The following is a 17,150-nucleotide window of genomic DNA, read 5'->3' as shown; positions in this document are numbered from 1 at the left end:
CCTCCGGTGTGTGTCACTTCGCCTACGACGACGAGGAGACCTGCCTCGCCGAGGTCCGCTACCTGCTCTCCCTCCTCCCGCAGAACAACCGGGAGTTTCCGCCCGCCGTTCCCTGCACGGACCCGCAGAGCCGCCGTTCCGACGTGCTGCTGGACCTGGTCCCGGCGGACGGCAACCGGCCCTACGACATGGCCAGGGTCATCGAGGAGGTCGTCGACGACGGCGAGTACCTCGAGGTCCACGAGCGCTGGGCGCGGAACATCATCTGCGCGCTGGCCCGCCTCGACGGGCGTGTGGTCGGCATCGTCGCCAACCAGCCGCAGACCCTGGCCGGCGTCCTCGACATCGAGGCCTCGGAAAAGGCCGCTCGGTTTGTCCAGATGTGCGACGCGTTCAACATCCCGATCGTCACCTTCCTGGACGTTCCGGGGTTCTTGCCGGGTGTGGACCAGGAGCACGGCGGGATCATCCGGCACGGCGCGAAGCTGCTGTACGCGTACTGCAACGCCACCGTCCCCCGCATCTCGCTGATCCTGCGCAAGGCCTACGGCGGCGCCTACATCGTCATGGACTCCCAGTCCATCGGCGCGGACCTGACGTACGCCTGGCCGACGAACGAGATCGCCGTGATGGGAGCGGAGGGCGCCGCCAACGTCATCTTCCGCCGCCGGATCGCCGAGGCCGAGGACCCCGAGGCGATGCGGCAGAAGATGGTCAAGGAGTACAAGGCGGAGCTGATGCACCCGTACTACGCGGCCGAACGCGGCCTCGTCGACGACGTCATCGACCCCGCCGAGACCCGCGAGGTGCTCGTCAAGTCCCTGGCGATGCTCCGCACCAAGCACGCCGACCTGCCTTCCCGCAAACACGGCAACCCGCCGCAATAACGGAGCACCCTGAATGGTCAAACAGGAACGAGCGCTGCGGACCCGCGAGGCGCTGATCAAGTCGGCCGCCACGGTCTTCGACCGTGACGGCTTCAGCGTGGCCTCGCTCAGTGCGATCAGCTCGCTGGCCGGAGTGAGCAACGGAGCGCTCCACTTCCACTTCGCGAGCAAGGCCGCACTGGCCGACTCGGTGGAGGACGCCGCGGCGGAACGGCTCGACCACCTCGTCACCGTCCACGAGGGCACCACCGGCAACGCTCTGCAACTGCTGGTGAACGCCTCGCACGACCTGGCGCGCCGGCTCACCGGCGACGTGGTGCTGCGCGCCGGCTTCGAACTGAGCCGCGACCAGGTCCGCGAGGGCAGCCGGGACCTGTACCAGCAGTGGCACCAGTGGGTCGAGGCGACACTGAAGCGCGCCGACGGCGAGGGCGTGCTCAACGCGGTCAGCCCGGAAGCGGTGGCGGCCTCCGTGGTGGCGGCGACCACGGGCTTCGAAGTGCTGGGCACGCAGGACCCGCAGTGGCTCTCGGAGCGCACGATCACCAGGTTCTGGCAGCTGCTGCTGCCGCGACTTGCCGCCGCCTCCGTGCTCGGCGACGTCGTCGCGGCCGGCAGCCGCACCCTCGTCCCCTCCTCCCGCGCCCCCGAGGCGGACGGGGCCCGGCCGGACCAGGCGACCGGGCCCGTCCGGGCGGCGGGAGCCTCGGGCAAGGACCGGGGCGGCACGGCCCCGTAACCACACCAACCAGCCCGGGGCCCGGCCGGTGGCGTGCTCTTCCGGAGACCAGCGGGCCCCCTACCCCCCCAGGAGACATCTCTTGCAACGCACCCAGCCGTCAGTGCCCCCCACCGAGCGAGATCCGCGGCGCTGGGTCATCCTCGGGGTGATCTGCCTCGCGCAGCTGGTCGTCCTGCTCGACAACACCGTCCTCAACGTCGCGATCCCGGTGCTCACCGAGGACCTGGGCGCCACCACGGCCGACGTCCAGTGGATGATCAACGCCTACGCCCTGGTCCAGTCCGGCCTGCTGCTCACCGCGGGCAGCGTCGCCGACCGCTACGGCCGCAAGCTGATGCTGATGACGGGCCTGGTCCTGTTCGGGATCGGCTCCACCGCGGCCGCCTTCGCCCAGAGCTCCGGACAACTCATCGCCGCCCGCGCCGGCATGGGCATCGGCGGCGCGCTGCTGGCCACCACGACCCTCGCCGTCATCATGCAGATCTTCGACGACGAGGAGCGGCCGAAGGCCATCGCCCTGTGGGGAGCGGTCAGTTCGCTCGGCTTCGCCGCCGGCCCGCTGCTCGGCGGCTTCCTGCTCGACCACTTCTGGTGGGGCTCGATCTTCCTCATCAACATCCCCGTCGCGCTGATCGGCCTGGCCGCCGTGTCCGTGCTGATCCCCGAGACGAAGAACCCCGAGGGTGACCGGCCCGACCTCGTCGGCGCGGTGCTGTCCACGCTGGGCATGGTCGGCGTGGTGTACGCCATCATCTCCGGGCCCGAGCACGGCTGGACCTCGTTCGACGTGCTGCTGCCCGCGGTGGTCGGCCTGCTCGCGCTGTTCGCCTTCGTCCGCTGGGAACTGCGCGTGCCCTACCCGATGCTGGACATGTCCTTCTTCCGCAACCGGCGCTTCAACGGCGCCATCGCGGGCGGACTGCTCGTCGCCTTCGGCATGGCCGGTTCGCTGTTCCTGCTGACCCAGCACCTCCAGCTCGTCCTCGGCTACGACGCACTCCAGGCCGGTCTGCGCACGGCGCCGCTGGCCCTGACCATCGTCTGTCTCAACTTCGCCGGGATCGGCGCCAAACTGCTGGTGAAGCTGGGCGCGGCGCGCAGTATCGCGGTCGGGATGACGCTGCTCGCGGCCGGTCTGACCGCGGTGGCCGTGCTCGGTTCCGAGGACCGGGCCGGCTACGGCGGCATGTTCGGCGGGCTGCTGCTGATGGGCTGCGGCATCGCGCTGGCCATGCCCGCCATGGCGACGGCGATCATGTCGTCGATCCCGCCGGCGAAGGCGGGCGTCGGCGCGGGCGTCCAGGGCACGCTGACCGAGTTCGGCGGCGGCCTCGGCGTGGCGATCCTGGGTGCCGTGCTCGGCGCGCGCTTCGCCCAGCTGCTGCCCGAGACGATCGGCGCGTCCGGCTCCCTGGCCGAGGCCCTGCGGGACGCGGACACCCCGCGGCTGGTCGCCGACGTGAACGACGCCTTCGCGGACGCGGTGAGCACCAGCCAGCTCATCGGTGCCGGAGCTGTGTTCGTCGGCGGACTGCTGGCGGCGATGCTGCTGGCCCGCGCCGACCGGGCGGAGGCCCGGGACCAGGCCGACGCGGCCGGTGCCGGCGCGGAGGCCGGTGCGGGGCGGCCCGCCTAGGCGGACCCGCGCCCTTCCGCGTACGCGGCGGGCGGTGGCCGTCACCCGGTGACGGCCACCGCCCGTACGGCCTGGCGGGGCGGTGCTACTGGCCCGGTACGCCGCCGATGCCCCAGCGCTGCGGGGCGACGCCCGTCAGGGCGACCCAGGTCTGCTCGCGGGCGTCCTCGCCGAGGACGTCCACCACGGCCCGGGTCAGACCCTCGATCAGGGCCCGCTCGGTGTCCTCGGTGAGCCGGCGGTCGTAGATCTTCACGTCGATGAACGGCATGCGTCTGCCTTTCCGGAGCAGGGGCGGTCACGCGGGCACGGTGGCCAGTTCGTCGTAGGCCTCCCGCAGGGCCCGGCGCACGGCGGTGACCATGTGGTCGACCTGTGCGTCGGTCAGCCCGGGGTGGCAGGGCAGGTTCATGTGCTCCTCGAACCAGATGTGCTCCGCGCGCGGACACTCCCCGCGGCGGTGGCCGCGCAGCCGCCACTCGGGGGAGAGGTGCAGCGGGAAGTAGCGCAGCTGGACCTCCACACCCAGGCGGTCCAGGGCGCGGACGAATCGCTCGCGCACCTCCCGGCCGCCGGTGAGGAAGAACGTGTACAGGTGGTAGGCGTGGCGGCTGTCGGGTGCCGCGCGGTGCAGGCGCACCCCGGGGAAGGCGGACACCGCCTCGTCCAGGAGCGCCGCGATCCGGGTGCGGCGCTCGACGAACCGGTCCAGGGAGTCCATCTGCACCAGGCCCACGGCCGCCGCGGCCTCCGACATGGTGGCGTTGGTGCCGGCGCCGCGGATGCCGACGGCGGTGTGCCGGTAGACGCCGTCGGCGAACTTCATCCACGGCAGCAGCGCCGGCCGGTCCGCTCCGCCGGTGCGCGGCACGTAGACGCCGTCGACCTCGTTGTCGCGGATCCGGCCCACGCGCTCGGCCCAGTCGTCACGGGACAAGGTGATCATCCCGCCCTCGCCGAGCGTGGTGAGGTTCTTGGTGGAGTGGAAGCTGAAGCAGCCGATGTCGGCCAGCGCGCCCGGGCGGCGGCCCCGGTACAGGGCGCCGATGGCGTGGGCGCTGTCCTCGACGACCGTGATGCCACGCGGCCGGGTGACGGCCATGATGCGGTCCATGTCGGCGGGGTTGCCGCCGTAGTGGACCAGCAGCACCGCCCGGGTGCGGTCGGTGACCAGGGCGGCCAGGGCGTCCGGGTCGAGGTTCAGGGTGTCGGGGTCGATGTCGCAGAAGCGGACCCGCACGTCGTGGTCGAGCAGCGGCTGCACCGTCGCCTGGAAGGTCTGCGGGGTGGCGATCACCTCGTCGCCGGGCGCCAGGTCGAGCAGCCGGATCGCCAGCTCCAGGGCGACCGTGCCGCTGGTGGTGCTGAGCGCGTGCCGCGCCCCGCACCAGCGGCGGAACCGTTCCTCGAACCGGTCCCGCCACACACCCGACGTCAACGGGCCCTCGGAGCCGACGAGTTCGGTGAGCGCGGCCAGATCGGCCGCGCCGACGACGGAGCCACGGCGGGCGAACGGCACGGCGTACTGGCCGTTCTTCGCGGTCAGGGTGCTCATGCGGCTCCCCGGTCCGGGGCCGCCGCACCGGCGAGCCGCTCGGCGACACGGGCCGCCAGGGCCTTCTTGTCGACCTTGTTCAGTCCCGTCAGCGGGAACGAGCCGACCACTTCGACGCGGTCGGGAAGCTTGTAGGCGGCCAGTCCGCGTGAGCGCAGATGGGCGCGGAGCACCGGAAGCCTCGGCGCGGGGCGGCCCGGCGCGGCGATGACGCAGGCGCAGATCTTCTCGCCGAGGACCGGATCGGGCATCGGCACGACGGCCGCCTGCTGCACGTCCGGGTGCGCGGTCAGATGCCCCTCGACCTCCGTGGCGGACACCTTGTCGCCGCCGCGGACGACGACGTCCTTGACCCGGCCCTCGACCACGATCTCCCCGGTGGGGGTGCGGCGCACCAGGTCGCCGCTGCGGTAGAAGCCGTCGGCGGTGAAGGCACGCGCGTTGTGCTCCGGCGCCCGGTAGTAGCCGCGCAGCGTGTACGGGCCGCGGGTGAGCAGCTCACCCGTCTCGCCGGGGGCCACCTCCCGGTCGTCGGGGCCGACCACGCGGATCTCGTCGGCGGGGGAGACCGGCCGGCCCTGCGTGGTCAGCACCGTCTCGGGGTCGTCGTCGTAGCGGGTGAAGGTGAGCAGGCCCTCGGCCATCCCGAAGACCTGCTGGAGGCGCACGCCGAGCGTGGGCCCGATGCGTTCGGCGACCTCCGGGTGGAGCTTGGCGCTGCCCACCTGGAGGACGTCCAGGCTGCTCAGGTCGTGACCGTGGCCCTCCTCGGCCGCCGCCAGCCACAGGTGCACGATGGTGGGGATCACCGAGCTGAACGTCACCCGCTCCCGCTCGATCAGCGGGAAGCAGTGCAGCGGCTGCGGGGTCTCGGCGAAGACCACCCGGCCGCCGGCGGCGAGCGTGCCGATGATGCCGGGACAGCCCCAGGGGAAGTTGAACTCCACCGGCAGCACCGCCAGATACACGGTGTCCTCGTCCAGGCCGCAGATCTCGGCGGTGATCCGCGTCTGGTACGCGTAGTCGTCGTGGGTGCGCGGGATCAGCTTCGGCAGCGCGGTCGTCCCGCCCGACAGCAGGAAGAACGCCACGTCGGCGGCGTCCGGCTCGGGCAGCTCGACCGGGTCGGCGGGCACGTCGGCGAGGGCCGTGAAGCCGTGCGCGGGCTCACCCGCCACGAACACCTGGGCGATCCGGGGGAACTGTTCGCGCACGTCCCGGACCAGGTCGCGGTGGTCGAAGCCGTTGTGGGTGTCGGGGACGACGCAGGCGGTGGCGCCCGACAGCTCCACCAGGTGCCGCAGCTCGTTGTGGCGGTAGGCCGGCAGACAGAACACGGGCAGCGCGCCGAGGCGGAACAGCGCGAAGCAGACCGCGACGAAGTCCGGGGTGTTGGGCAGCTGCACCAGGACCCGGTCGCCGGGGCCGAGGCCGTGGGCGGCGAACCCGGCGGCGAGCCGGTCGCACCACTCGTCCAGCTCGCGGTAGCCGATGCGGCGCGTGCCGCCGGCGTCGACCAGGGCCGTGCGGTCGCCGTACGCCTCGGCCCACCGCCGCAGCAGTCGGCCGAGCGTCTCACCGCGCCAGTACCCGGCCTCGCGATACCGCGCGGACACCTCGTCGGGCCAGGGAACGCATCCGTCCAGCATCGTTGTTCCTTCCCTCTGCTCGCGTCCCGGCCCAGTGTTCCCAGGGCCGTTGACACGCCGCTGATGTGGCACCGCCGCGGGCCGGCCGCCCGTCAGGCGTCGATCAGCCCTGCGTCAGCCCGGCCGGACAGGATGCCGTCAGGGCCCGGCCGGGCCCCGACGACAAGCGGCTCGTGCGAGGGAGTGCCCGAATGGAGACCTGGATCCTGGACCGCCGGGACGTGGCGGCGGTGATGGAACTCGTCGGGCGGGACGCGCTGATGGAACGGGTCGTCGACCGGCTCACCGAGGGCCTCGCGGACATCGGGCACGGGCGGCGCGAACTGTCGCCGCTGCGCGGCGGCTTCGAACGCAGCGAGCCGGTGCCCGGCATCCTGGAGTGGATGCCGCACCGCGACCCGGGCGACAGCATCACCATCAAGACCGTCGCCTACAGCCCCGGCAACCCCGCACGGTTCTCCCTGCCGACGATCATCGGCACGGTCGCCCGCTACGACGACACCACCGGCGCCCTCACCGCCCTGATGGACGGCGTGCTGCTCACCGCCGTGCGCACCGGTGCCGCCTCCGCCGTCGCCAGCCGGCTGCTGGCCCGGCCCGACAGCCGCACCCTCGGCCTGGTCGGCGCCGGCGCGCAGGCCGTCACCCAGCTGCACGCCCTGTCGCTGGTGTTCCCCCTGGAGCGGGCCCTGGTGTGGGACACCGACCCGGCCCACCTGGAGAGCTTCGCGCGCCGTGCCGCGTTCACCGGCGTCCCCGTGGAGGTGGCCGACCCCACCCGGATCGCCGCCGACGCCGACATCGTCTCCACCGCCACGTCCGTCGCCGTGGGCGCCGGCCCCGTGCTGCCCGACACCGCCCACCGCGAGCACCTGCACGTCAACGCCGTCGGGGCGGACCTGGTGGGCAAGACCGAGCTGCCGCCGACCTGGCTGCGCGGGGCCTTCACCGTCGCCGACCACCCCGAGCAGGCCCGCCGCGAGGGCGAGTGCCAGCGGCTCGGCCCCGCCGACCCGGTGACGGGCCTGGCCGAGCTGGTCGCCGACCCCGAGCGGGCCGCGGCCCACCGGGAGGGGCCGACGGTGTTCGACTCCACCGGCTTCGCACTGGAGGACGCCCTCGCCATGGAGGTGTTCCTCGAGGTGGCCGCGGAGCACGGACTGGGATCGCGGCTGAGCATCGAGCACCACCCGGCCGACGCCCTCGACCCCTACGCCTTGCAGCCGGCGCCCGCCGCGGCGTCCCTGTGACCGGACGTCCGGACCCCCCACCCGGTACCGCACCGGCCCGGAAACACCCGTGAAGGAGACCTTGATGGCGACCCAGAACTCGCCGGCCCCCCGGCCCACCGTCGAGGACGGTGGGCGCGCCCTCTTCTCATGGCTGCGGACCATGCGCGACCGACACCCCGTCCACCAGGACGAGTACGGGGTGTTCCACGTCTTCCGGCACGCCGACGTGCTCGCCGTGTCCTCCGACCCGGCCGTCTTCTCCTCCGAGCTGCACCGGCTGCGGCCCGACTCCGAGGCGCTGACCGAGGAGATCCTGTCGGTCATCGACCCGCCGCTGCACCGCACGCTGCGCCGCCTGGTCAGCCAGGCGTTCACCCCGCGCACGGTCGCCGACCTCGAACCGCGGGTGACCGAGGTGGCCGGGCGGCTCCTCGACGGTGTCGAGGGGGACACCTTCGACCTGGTCTCCGACTTCGCCTACCCGCTGCCGGTGATCGTCATCGCCGAGCTGCTCGGCGTGCCCGCCGAGGACCGCACGCTGTTCCGCACCTGGTCGGACCGGATGCTGTCGATGCAGATCCAGGACCCCTCGGACCTCCAGTTCGGCGACGACGCGGGCGAGGAGTACGACACGCTCGTCAAGGAACCGCTGAAGGCGATGCACGAGTACCTGCTCGGGCACGTCGAGGACCGCAGGCGCCGCCCCGGCGACGACCTGATCTCCAAGCTCGTCGCAGCGGAGGTCGAGGGCGAGAAGCTGACCGACCGGCAGATCGTGGAGTTCGGCGGGCTGCTGCTGATGGCCGGCCACGTCTCCACCTCCATGCTCCTGGGCAACGTCGTGCTGTGCCTGGAGGAGAACCCGGGGCTGTGGGAGAAGGTGCGGGCCGACCGGACCGTGATCCCCGCGGTGATCGAGGAGGTGATGCGGCTGCGCCCGCCGATCACCGTCATGGCCCGGGTGACCACCCGGGACACCGAGGTGGCCGGCGTCGCCATCCCCGCCGGGCGGATGGTCGTCCCCTCCATCGTCTCCGCCAACCACGACGAGCGGGTCTTCGACGACCCGGAGACCTTCCGCCCCGACCGTGGACCGAAGAACCAGCAGACCGCCTTCGGCCACGGCATCCACTACTGCCTGGGCGCGCCGCTCGCCCGTCTGGAGGGCCGGATCGCGCTGGAGGCGCTCCTGGACCGGTTCGCCGAGGTGCGGATCACGCCCGGCGCGCACCTGCGCTACCACCGAGACGGACTGTTCGGCGTGCGGAACCTGCCGCTGACCGTTCGGCGCGGCTGAACCGAGGGAGCGGTCATGCGCACCGTGCGAACCCTGCTGATCGACAACTACGACTCGTTCACCTACAACCTCTTCCAGATGCTGGCCGAGGTGAACGCGACCGCCCCCGTCGTGCTCCGGCACGACGACCACGAGGGGTGGGCCGCCCTGTCGCCCGACGACTTCGACAACGTGGTCGTCTCGCCCGGCCCCGGAGACCCGGCCGTCCCCAAGGACCTCGGACTGAGCCGCCGCGTCATCGAGGAGTGGGACCTGCCGCTGCTCGGGGTGTGCCTGGGCCACCAGGCGCTGTGCCTGCTCGGCGGCGGCAGCGTCGGTCACGCGCCGGAACCGGTGCACGGCCGCACCAGCGAGATCCTGCACGACGGCCGCGAACTGTTCGCGGGCATCCCCTCGCCCTACCGCGTGGTCCGCTACCACTCGCTGCTGGTCCACGAACTGCCCGCCCGGCTGGAGCCGACCGCGCACACCGCCGACGGACTGCTGATGGCCGTACGCCACCGGGAGCTGCCCCGCTGGGGCGTGCAGTTCCACCCGGAGTCCATCAGCAGCGAGTACGGCCGCCGCATGCTGGCCAACTTCCGCGACCTGACGCTGCGGGCCCGGGGCGAGGCGCCGTTCGGCGTCGAGGTGCCCGCCGCGCCGCCCGTCCCGCCCGCACCGGACCCCGCCGGCCCGGCCGGACGGCACGGCGACGGGGCCGGCGAGCTGCGGCTGCACGTACGGCAGCTGGGGGCCGTACCCGACACCGACGCCGCGTTCGACGCGCTCTTCGACGGCACCGCGGGGCGGTTCTGGCTGGACAGCAGCCGCGTCGAGGAGGGCCTGTCGCGGTTCAGCTTCCTCGGCGCCCCCGCCGGGCCGCTCGGCGAGATCGTCGGCTACGACGTGGCCGAGCGCCTCGTCACCGTCACCGACCGGCACGGCGTGCCCCTGCGCCGCAGGTCCGGCACCCTCTTCGCGTACCTGGAGGAGGAACTGGCGGCCCGCCGCACCCCCGCGACCGGTCTGCCCTTCGAGTTCAACCTCGGCTACGTCGGCTACCTCGGCTACGAGACGAAGGCCGACTGCGGCGGCGACCTCGCCCACAGCGCCGAACTGCCCGACGGCGCCTTCGTGTTCGCCGACCGGATGCTCGCCGTCGACCACGCCGGGCACCGCGCCTGGCTGCTCGCCCTCAGCAGCGCCGGCCGCCCGGAGACCGCCCGCGACGCCGAGGAGTGGCTCGGCCGGGCCGCGGCCACTCTGGCCGCCACCGCCCCGCGCCCGCCGTTCACGCTGCTCCCCGACGACGAACTGCCGCCGCTGGAGGTGGAGTACCGGCACGACGTCGCCGAGTACCGGGAACTGGTGCGCACCTGCCAGCGGCTCATCGGCGACGGCGAGACCTACGAGGTGTGCCTGACCAACATGCTGCGGGTGCCCGGCCGGACCGACCCGCTCGTCGCCTACCGGGCGCTGCGCGCCATCAGCCCCGCCCCGTACGCCGCCTACCTGGACCTGCCCTCGGGGGCCGTGCTCAGCTCCTCCCCGGAGCGGTTCGTGCGCATCGACGCGGCCGGCACCGCCGAGTCCAAGCCGATCAAGGGCACCCGGCCACGGGGGGCGACCCCGGCCGAGGACGCGGCCATCGCCGGCGCCCTGGCCGCCGCCGAGAAGGACCGCTCCGAGAACCTGATGATCGTCGACCTCGTCCGCAACGACCTCGGGCAGGTCAGCGAGATCGGCAGCGTGCACGTCCCCGGCCTGTTCGAGGTGGAGTCCTACGCCACCGTGCACCAGCTGGTCAGCACCGTACGGGCCAGGCTCGCACCCGGGGTGTCCCGGCCCGCGGCCGTGCGGGCCGCGTTCCCCGGGGGGTCGATGACCGGCGCCCCCAAGGTGCGCACCATGCAGTTCATCGACCGGCTGGAGGCCGGGCCGCGCGGCGTCTACTCCGGTGCCCTCGGCTACTTCGCGCTGAGCGGGGCGGTGGACCTCAGCATCGTCATCCGCACCGTCGTCGCCACCGCCGACGCCGCCACGATCGGGGTGGGCGGCGCGGTCGTCGCCCTGTCCGACCCGGACGAGGAGGTCCGGGAGATGCTGCTCAAGGCCCGCACGACGCTGCGTGCGCTGCGCCAGGCCCGCGCCCTGGCCCCCGCCGCCGGGGACCGCGCCCTGCTGGCAGGCAGCGTGCGGTGACGTCGGGCAGCGCGCGGTGAGGCCGGGCGGGGGGCTGCGGGCCGGCCCGCGCGGGAGCGGCCGGGGCGCCGGTGGTCTGCGTGCGGGCGGTGCCGGGTGCCGGTGGTCAGGGCAGGGCCGTGAACAGGTCCGCGCAGCCTTGCGCGAGTTCCTCCCGGTGCGGATCGCCGAGGGCGGTGCGCACCTCCTCCACCAGCGTCTCGAAGGCCGCCTCGTCCCCGTCGGCGACGGCGCGGCCGATGCGTTCCAGGCCGCGGCCCAGCGCCCGGCGGGCGGCGTCGGCGTGCGGGTTGCCCGCCTGGACGTCCCAGTAGACCTCGGGGGAGCCGGAGGCGATCCGCGCCAGCAGCATCAGCAGGGTGCGGTGCGGCGGCGGCGCGGAGGCGCGCAGGGCGGTCATGTCGGGCCGCAGTTCGGCGAGGGCCAGCCCGAAGGACAGCACCGCCGCGTGGGTGGCGGCCTGCTGGACGGCCGTCAGCGTGTCGTGCTCGCCGGGCTCCAGCTCCACCACCCTGCCGCCCCATCCGGCGATCAGCTCCAGGAACGCGCGCGCCGCGGGGCCGTCGGTGACCGGGACCGCGGCGACCGGCCGTCCGGGCAGCGCCAGCGACGGCGCGAACATCGGGTTGACGCCCACCGCCTGCACGTGCGGCGCGGCCACCCGCAGCCGGTCCGCCATCCGGCTCTTGACCGACAGGGTGTCGGCGAGCAGCGCGCCGGGCCGCATCAGCCCGGCCAGCGGTGCCACCGCGTCGAGCGCCACCTGCTCCGGCACCGCCAGCAGGACCAGGTCGGCGTCCGCGACCGCCCGTGCGGTGACGGGGCCCGGCGCGCGGATGTCGTCCGTGACGTCCATCGGTCCGGGCCCGCCCTCCTGGGCGGCCGTGAGGTCGACCCGGGTCACCTCGGCGCCCGAGCGCAGCAGCAGGCCGGTGAACATGCCGCCCACGCCGCCGCGGGCGCCGGCCACGACACAGCGGGCGAAGGGCGGGGCCGACGGGTCCGCGGCCGGTTCCCGGTCCCGGGCCACCTTTGGGTCTTGGGCCGGTTTCGGGTCCGGGGCCGGTTTCGGTCCCCGGGCCGGGTTCGGGTCCCGCGCCGGGTTCGGGTCCCGCGCCGGGTTCGGGTCCAGGACCGGTTTCGGGGCTCGGGCCGATTCCGGGGCCCGACCCGAGGGCGAGGGCGTGCTCGGTGCGTGTGCGTCAGCCATGGCTGTGGCGGTCCCTTCGTCCTGCGAACTGCTTGTCGTTGTCACCAACTGCTTCTCGTTCCGACCGACTGCCGGTCGTCGTGGAGTCCCTGTCGCCGCTTGGAAGGAGCCGACATGTCCTCGAAGAGCCGAGACGAACTGCCCGCCCTGCGCGAGCAACTGGACGCGGTGGACGCCGTGCTGCTCGAAACGGTGCGCGAACGGCTGGAGATCTGCCTGCGCATCGGCGAGTACAAGCGCGTCCACGGGGTGCCGATGATGCAGCCGCAGCGCATCGCGACCGTGAAGGACCGGGCCGCCCGGTTCGGCCGGCAGCACGGCATCGACCCGGCGTTCCTGCACCGCCTGTACGACGTGGTGATCGCGGAGACCTGCCGCCTGGAGGACGAGTGGATCGCCGGCGGCGGCCCGGAGCGGAGGGCGTCGTGACCGCCGCGGGCGCGCGGCAGGCCGGCACGGGCGCCCGGACGGTGGGAGCCGCGCTGGAGGAGGCCGTACGCCGCCTCGTCGCCGCGGGGATCGAGGAGGGCGCCGCGCGGGCCGACGCCCGGCTGCTGGCGGCGCACGCCTGCCGGGTCGCACCGGAGGCGCTCGACGGGGCGCCGGCCGCCGCGGTGCCGCCGGTCTTCGAGGAGTACGTCAGGCGGCGGGAGGCGCGTGAACCGGCCGAACTCATCGTCGGGCACGCCTGGTTCATGGGGCACCGGTTCGAACTCGCGCCCGGGGTGTTCGTGCCCAAGCCCGAGACGCGGGAGATCGTTGACGAGGCAATAAACAAACTGCACGGTCTGCTTTCGAGGGGCGAAACGTCCCCTTTGGTGGTGGATCTGTGTGCGGGTCCGGGCACCATGGCGGTGACGATCGCGCGTCGCGTACCCCAGGCGCGGGTGTACGGAGTGGAGTTGTCGCAGGTCGCCGCGCGAGCTGCCGAACGCAACGCGCGCGGCACCGGTGCGCGCATCGTCCAGGGGGACGCGTGCGAGGCCTTCCCGGAGTTCGACGGCACCGTCGACCTGATCGTGACCAATCCGCCGTACATCCCGATCGGCCTGCGCACCAGCACTCCGGAAGTCCTCAACTACGACCCCCCGCTCGCTCTTTGGGCAGGTGAGGGCGGTCTGGCGATGATCCGGGCGATGGAGCGGACGGCGAGCCGGCTGCTCGCCCCGGGCGGGGTGCTGCTGCTCGAGCACGGCCACTACCAACTCGAGTCGGTGCCGCGGCTGTTCGGCGGTACCGGGCGCTGGAGCACGGCCGAGTCCCGTCCCACCTGCAACGACGGCATGCTGGTCGCGGTCCGCAACTCGGTGCCGCTCCGGGGCGACTGACGCGGTTCGGGGTGCGCTCGCCGACTCATGTGGCCGAGCGTACCCCCTCTCCCATTGACAAACCGACTGTGCTGTTTTTTTAATCGTATTCGAGTCAGCGCCGTCGGCCGCCCATGAGGCGCCCCAGCGGTGGCCCTCGCGGCATGGACCTGCACGCAACCGGCATGGAATCGATGGGGGAGAAGGCAGTGGACATCGAAGTACTGGGCGCGCTGTCGGCGCGCGAGCACGGCATCTCGATCACACCGACGGCCCCGAAGCCGCGCCAGGTGCTGGCTCTGCTCGCCCTGCACGCCGACCGGGTGGTCCAGGTCTCCTCCCTGATCGAGGAGCTGTGGGACGACGAACCGCCGCGCAGCGCGCGCACCACCCTTCAGACGTATGTGCTCCAGCTGCGGGAGCTCATCGGCGAGGCGCTGGCGAAGGCCGGTGAGCACGGCGTCACGGCCAAGGACATCCTGGTCACCCTCCCCGGCGGCTACCGCCTGGACACCCGCGGCGGCCGGGTCGACTTCCGGGAGTTCGAGCGGCAGGCCGGGGCCGGATACCGGGCCATGGACGCCGACGACTACGCCACCGCCGCGCGGCGGCTGCGCGAGGCCCTGTCGCTGTGGACCGGCTCCGCGCTCGCCGACGTCACCGCCGGCGGCCGTATCGGGCTCGAGGTCAAGCGCCTCGAGGAGTCCCGGCTGTGCGCGCTGGACCAGCGCATCGAGGCCGATCTGCGGCTCGGCCGCCACCGGGAGCTGCTGTCGGAGCTGACCGTCCTGGTCAACAAACACCGGCTGCACGAGAGTCTGCACGGCCAGTTCATGGTCGCCCTGCACCGCTCCGGCCGGCGCGGTGAGGCGCTCAGCGTGTACCAGCGGCTGCGCACCACGCTCGTGCGCGAACTGGGACTGGAGCCGTCCGCCGCGCTCAGCCGGCTCCAGCGCTCGGTCCTGATGGCCCAGCCGGAGGCCGCCGCCGTCCGCGGCCCCGAGGCCGCCGGCCAGGCGGCCGTGGCACGGGTGGGGTGATCCGGCGCAGGCGCGGCCGGGTGGTCCGGCGGCGGCGCGGCGGGGTGACCCCGGCCGAGGCGGGGCGGGCGCGGCGGGGGTGGTCCGGCGCCGGCCCGGGTGGGTGATCCCGGCCGAGGCCCGGGCGGGCGCCACCCCGCGCCCGCCCGACGGCGTGCACCGCGCGGCCCCGCTCACCACCGGGAAACGGCCCGCGGCCGGAGCCGGGACGATCCCGGCTCCGGCCGCGGGCCCGGTCGTTCCCGGGGAGCGGTCCCCTTTTCGCGTTTTCCCGGTCCGTCCGAGGAGGGGCGCCCGAGGCGGCGGGTGGTCATTTCTCCGTAGGCCCGCGGGGCGAACTCCCTCCTGAGAGCCAGGAAACACCGGCCGTGGAATTGGCCATTGCGGGCGATGTCCTCCAGGTCGCCGCGCGGCAGGATTCGTACGTGACGAATCGGACGAAGGAATCCCGGATATCGGGGATACCTGCCGAACGGCGGACCGAGTTCCTCGAACTGATGCTGCTCTCCCGTGAGTGCGACCGCAGATCGGGCATCGTGCTGCGCCAGGGCGAGGCATGGTTCCACATCTCCTCGGCCGGGCACGAGGCGCTCGCCGCCCTGTGCGAGCTGCTCGAACCCGAGGACCTGATCTTCCCCCACTACCGCGACCGCACGCTGATGCTCGCCCGCGGAATGGACCCCGAGGCCCAGGCCCGGGACCTCATGGCCAAGGCCGCCTCGCATTCGGCGGGCCGCAACATGAGCGCCCATTTCAGTCACCGCGCCGGAAACGTGTTCTCCATCGCGAGCCCCACCGGCAGCCAATGCCTTCCGGCGGTCGGCGCCGCCTGGGCCGCACGGCTGAAGGAAGAACAGAGCATCGTCGTCTGCTCGATCGGGGACGCCTCCGCCCGGCAGGGAGAATTCTTCGAGGCACTCGCCTTCGCGGTGGAGCGGGCCCTGCCGGTCCTTTTCCTGGTCTCCGACAACGGCTACGGCATCTCCACGCCCACCGCCGACATGTCACCCCACGCCCTCGGGCTGCTCCCCGAGGAACACACCCGCACCGTGGACGGCTCCGACCCCGACGCCGTGTACGCCGCCGCCGAGTCCGCCGTCGGCACGCTGCGCGGGGGCGGCGGGCCGGTCGTCCTGTGGTGCCGGCTGGACCGGCTCGACTCGCACACCTCCTCCGACGATCACCGCGTCTACCGCAGCGCCGAGGACATCGCCGCGATGCGCGACCCCGTCGAGGTCTTCGCCCGGCGGCTGCTGGACGAGGACGCCGTCGACGAGGACTGGCTGAGCCGGACCCGGGCGCGGCTCGCCCGCGAGACGGAGGAGGTCTACGACCGCGTCGCGGCCGAGCCCTCCGCCGACCCGAAGGCCGTCGCCGAGCACCTCTTCGCCCCCGCCGCCGAGCAGGCCGGGACCGCCACGACCCGGCCCTGCGGCGGCACCATGGTCGCCGCCGTCAACCGGGCGCTGGCCACCGGACTCGAACGCCACCCCGGCCTCGTCCTGTTCGGCGAGGACATCGAGGACCCCAAGGGCGGCGTCTTCGGCTTCACCAAGGGCCTCGGCGAGATAGCCGGCGAGCGCATGACCAACTCGCCCCTGGCCGAGGCCACCATCGTCGGCGCCGCCGTCGGCCTCGCCGCCGCCGGGCTGCGGCCCGTCGTCGAGCTCCAGTTCGTCGACTTCGCCGGACCCGCCTGGAACCAGATCGCCGCCCAGCTGACCACCCTGCGCTGGCGCACCGCCTCCGCCTGGACCTGCCCCGTCGTCATCTACGCGCCCTGGGGCGGCTACCTCCCCGGCGGCGGCATCTGGCACAGCCAGAGCAACGAGAGCCTCTTCACCCACCTGCCCGGACTGCGCGTCGTCGTCCCCTCCACGCCCGAGGACACCGAGGCCGCGTTCCTCGACTCGTTCACCGCCGACGACCCCACCCTCGTCCTGCTGCCCAAGCACCTCATGCGCCGGCGCCGCGAACCCGCCGAGCGGACCTGGCCCGCGCGCGGCGCCCGGACGCTGCGCACCGGCACCGACGTCACCGTCGTCACCTGGGGCAACGGCACCGAACTCGCCCTGGAGGCCGCCTCGGTGCTCGCCGCCGAGGGCGTCGAGAGCGACGTCGTCGACCTGCGCTGGCTCGTCCCGCTCGACCGCGAGACCGTCGCCGCCTCGCTGCGCCGCACCGGGCGGCTCGTCGTCGTCCAGGAGGACAACCGCACCAGCAGCTTCGGCGCCGGTCTCGTCACCGAACTCCTCTCCCGCGACGAGGAGTTCTACGCCCTGCTGGCCCCGCCCCGGCTGGTCACCCGCGAGGACGTGCACGTGCCCTTCCACCCCGACCTGGAGCGGGCGGTGCTGCCCGCCGTGGACGACGTGGTGGCGGCCGTCCGCTCCGTACTGCTGTGAAGGCCC

At 73.4% G+C, this 17,150-nt stretch carries 14 protein-coding genes; 10 read left to right on the top strand and 4 right to left on the bottom strand.

From position 1 onward, the window contains the following. From ACZ45Q_RS32560 to ACZ45Q_RS32550, 3 genes are all read left to right on the top strand, one after another. The coding region (locus ACZ45Q_RS32560; protein WP_468268263.1) for an acyl-CoA carboxylase subunit beta at nucleotides 1-887 on the top strand (887 nt) is incomplete at its 5' end. A 13-nt stretch (nucleotides 888-900) separates the two neighbouring features. Beyond that, nucleotides 901-1,626, top strand: coding sequence for a ScbR family autoregulator-binding transcription factor (locus tag ACZ45Q_RS32555; RefSeq protein ID WP_468268260.1), 726 nt, complete (start codon nucleotides 901-903; stop codon nucleotides 1,624-1,626). 103 nt (nucleotides 1,627-1,729) lie between these two features. Then, complete coding sequence (locus tag ACZ45Q_RS32550) at nucleotides 1,730-3,265, top strand: MFS transporter (RefSeq protein ID WP_468268257.1); 1,536 nt, start codon at nucleotides 1,730-1,732, stop codon at nucleotides 3,263-3,265. Between the two features lie 85 nt (nucleotides 3,266-3,350). Here the strand turns inward: ACZ45Q_RS32550 and ACZ45Q_RS32545 are convergent, their stop codons facing one another. The 3 genes from ACZ45Q_RS32545 to ACZ45Q_RS32535 are packed head-to-tail and all read right to left on the bottom strand — an operon-like array spanning nucleotide 3,351 to nucleotide 6,469. After that, on the bottom strand, nucleotides 3,351-3,536 hold the full coding sequence (locus tag ACZ45Q_RS32545) for a tautomerase family protein (RefSeq protein ID WP_468268254.1): 186 nt from the start codon (nucleotides 3,534-3,536) through the stop codon (nucleotides 3,351-3,353). A 27-nt stretch (nucleotides 3,537-3,563) separates the two neighbouring features. Further along, nucleotides 3,564-4,820, bottom strand: coding sequence for a DegT/DnrJ/EryC1/StrS family aminotransferase (locus tag ACZ45Q_RS32540; RefSeq protein WP_468268251.1), 1,257 nt, complete (start codon nucleotides 4,818-4,820; stop codon nucleotides 3,564-3,566). Then, nucleotides 4,817-6,469, bottom strand: coding sequence for a (2,3-dihydroxybenzoyl)adenylate synthase (locus ACZ45Q_RS32535; RefSeq protein ID WP_468268248.1), 1,653 nt, complete (start codon nucleotides 6,467-6,469; stop codon nucleotides 4,817-4,819). Before ACZ45Q_RS32535 ends, ACZ45Q_RS32540 begins: the two co-directional genes overlap by 4 nt. A 191-nt stretch (nucleotides 6,470-6,660) precedes the next feature. On the opposite strand from ACZ45Q_RS32535, the gene ACZ45Q_RS32530 reads away from it, so the two are divergent. From ACZ45Q_RS32530 to pabB, 3 genes are all read left to right on the top strand, one after another. Then, nucleotides 6,661-7,719 carry an ornithine cyclodeaminase family protein gene (locus ACZ45Q_RS32530; protein WP_468268245.1) on the top strand — a complete coding sequence of 353 codons (1,059 nt, stop codon included), beginning with the start codon at nucleotides 6,661-6,663 and terminating at the stop codon, nucleotides 7,717-7,719. Nucleotides 7,720-7,783: 64 nt separating this feature from the next. Continuing rightward, nucleotides 7,784-8,998: a cytochrome P450 gene (locus tag ACZ45Q_RS32525; protein ID WP_468268242.1), complete on the top strand. Its 1,215-nt coding sequence runs from the start codon at nucleotides 7,784-7,786 to the stop codon at nucleotides 8,996-8,998. A 15-nt stretch (nucleotides 8,999-9,013) separates the two neighbouring features. Next, nucleotides 9,014-11,182 (top strand): aminodeoxychorismate synthase component I, encoded by a 2,169-nt coding sequence (gene pabB, locus ACZ45Q_RS32520; RefSeq protein WP_468268239.1) that lies wholly within the window; start codon nucleotides 9,014-9,016, stop codon nucleotides 11,180-11,182. A gap of 106 nt (nucleotides 11,183-11,288) precedes the next feature. Here the strand turns inward: pabB and ACZ45Q_RS32515 are convergent, their stop codons facing one another. Further along, nucleotides 11,289-12,212 carry a prephenate dehydrogenase/arogenate dehydrogenase family protein gene (locus ACZ45Q_RS32515; RefSeq protein WP_468268236.1) on the bottom strand — a complete coding sequence of 308 codons (924 nt, stop codon included), beginning with the start codon at nucleotides 12,210-12,212 and terminating at the stop codon, nucleotides 11,289-11,291. A gap of 294 nt (nucleotides 12,213-12,506) precedes the next feature. Between ACZ45Q_RS32515 and ACZ45Q_RS32510 the strand changes: the two genes are divergently transcribed. From ACZ45Q_RS32510 to ACZ45Q_RS32495, 4 genes are all read left to right on the top strand, one after another. After that, nucleotides 12,507-12,821: a chorismate mutase family protein gene (locus ACZ45Q_RS32510; protein WP_468268233.1), complete on the top strand. Its 315-nt coding sequence runs from the start codon at nucleotides 12,507-12,509 to the stop codon at nucleotides 12,819-12,821. Next, entirely contained in the window at nucleotides 12,818-13,720 is a 903-nt protein-coding gene (locus ACZ45Q_RS32505; RefSeq protein ID WP_468268230.1) for a N5-glutamine methyltransferase family protein, read from the top strand. The genes ACZ45Q_RS32510 and ACZ45Q_RS32505 overlap by 4 nt, the downstream gene beginning before the upstream one ends. Nucleotides 13,721-13,908: 188 nt before the next feature. Next, nucleotides 13,909-14,739: an AfsR/SARP family transcriptional regulator gene (locus ACZ45Q_RS32500; protein WP_468268266.1), complete on the top strand. Its 831-nt coding sequence runs from the start codon at nucleotides 13,909-13,911 to the stop codon at nucleotides 14,737-14,739. A 425-nt stretch (nucleotides 14,740-15,164) separates the two neighbouring features. After that, on the top strand, nucleotides 15,165-17,144 hold the full coding sequence (locus ACZ45Q_RS32495) for an alpha-ketoacid dehydrogenase subunit alpha/beta (RefSeq protein WP_468268228.1): 1,980 nt from the start codon (nucleotides 15,165-15,167) through the stop codon (nucleotides 17,142-17,144). Nucleotides 17,145-17,150 lie beyond the last annotated feature (6 nt).

The sequence above is a fragment of the Streptomyces sp. NPDC031049 genome, from assembly GCF_055571015.1.
Note: the sequence above shows the minus strand (reverse complement) of the source record. Positions and strands in the feature narration are given on the sequence as shown.

Excerpts from the sequence above, each read along its gene's own strand:
- ACZ45Q_RS32555 (WP_468268260.1), top strand. The coding sequence starts at position 901 with ATGGTCAAACAGGAACGAGCGCTGCGGACCCGCGAGGCGCTGATCAAG.
- ACZ45Q_RS32545 (WP_468268254.1), bottom strand. The coding sequence starts at position 3,536 with ATGCCGTTCATCGACGTGAAGATCTACGACCGCCGGCTCACCGAGGAC.
- ACZ45Q_RS32540 (WP_468268251.1), bottom strand. The coding sequence starts at position 4,820 with ATGAGCACCCTGACCGCGAAGAACGGCCAGTACGCCGTGCCGTTCGCC.
- ACZ45Q_RS32535 (WP_468268248.1), bottom strand. The coding sequence starts at position 6,469 with ATGCTGGACGGATGCGTTCCCTGGCCCGACGAGGTGTCCGCGCGGTAT.
- ACZ45Q_RS32530 (WP_468268245.1), top strand. The coding sequence starts at position 6,661 with ATGGAGACCTGGATCCTGGACCGCCGGGACGTGGCGGCGGTGATGGAA.
- ACZ45Q_RS32525 (WP_468268242.1), top strand. The coding sequence starts at position 7,784 with ATGGCGACCCAGAACTCGCCGGCCCCCCGGCCCACCGTCGAGGACGGT.
- pabB (WP_468268239.1), top strand. The coding sequence starts at position 9,014 with ATGCGCACCGTGCGAACCCTGCTGATCGACAACTACGACTCGTTCACC.
- ACZ45Q_RS32510 (WP_468268233.1), top strand. The coding sequence starts at position 12,507 with ATGTCCTCGAAGAGCCGAGACGAACTGCCCGCCCTGCGCGAGCAACTG.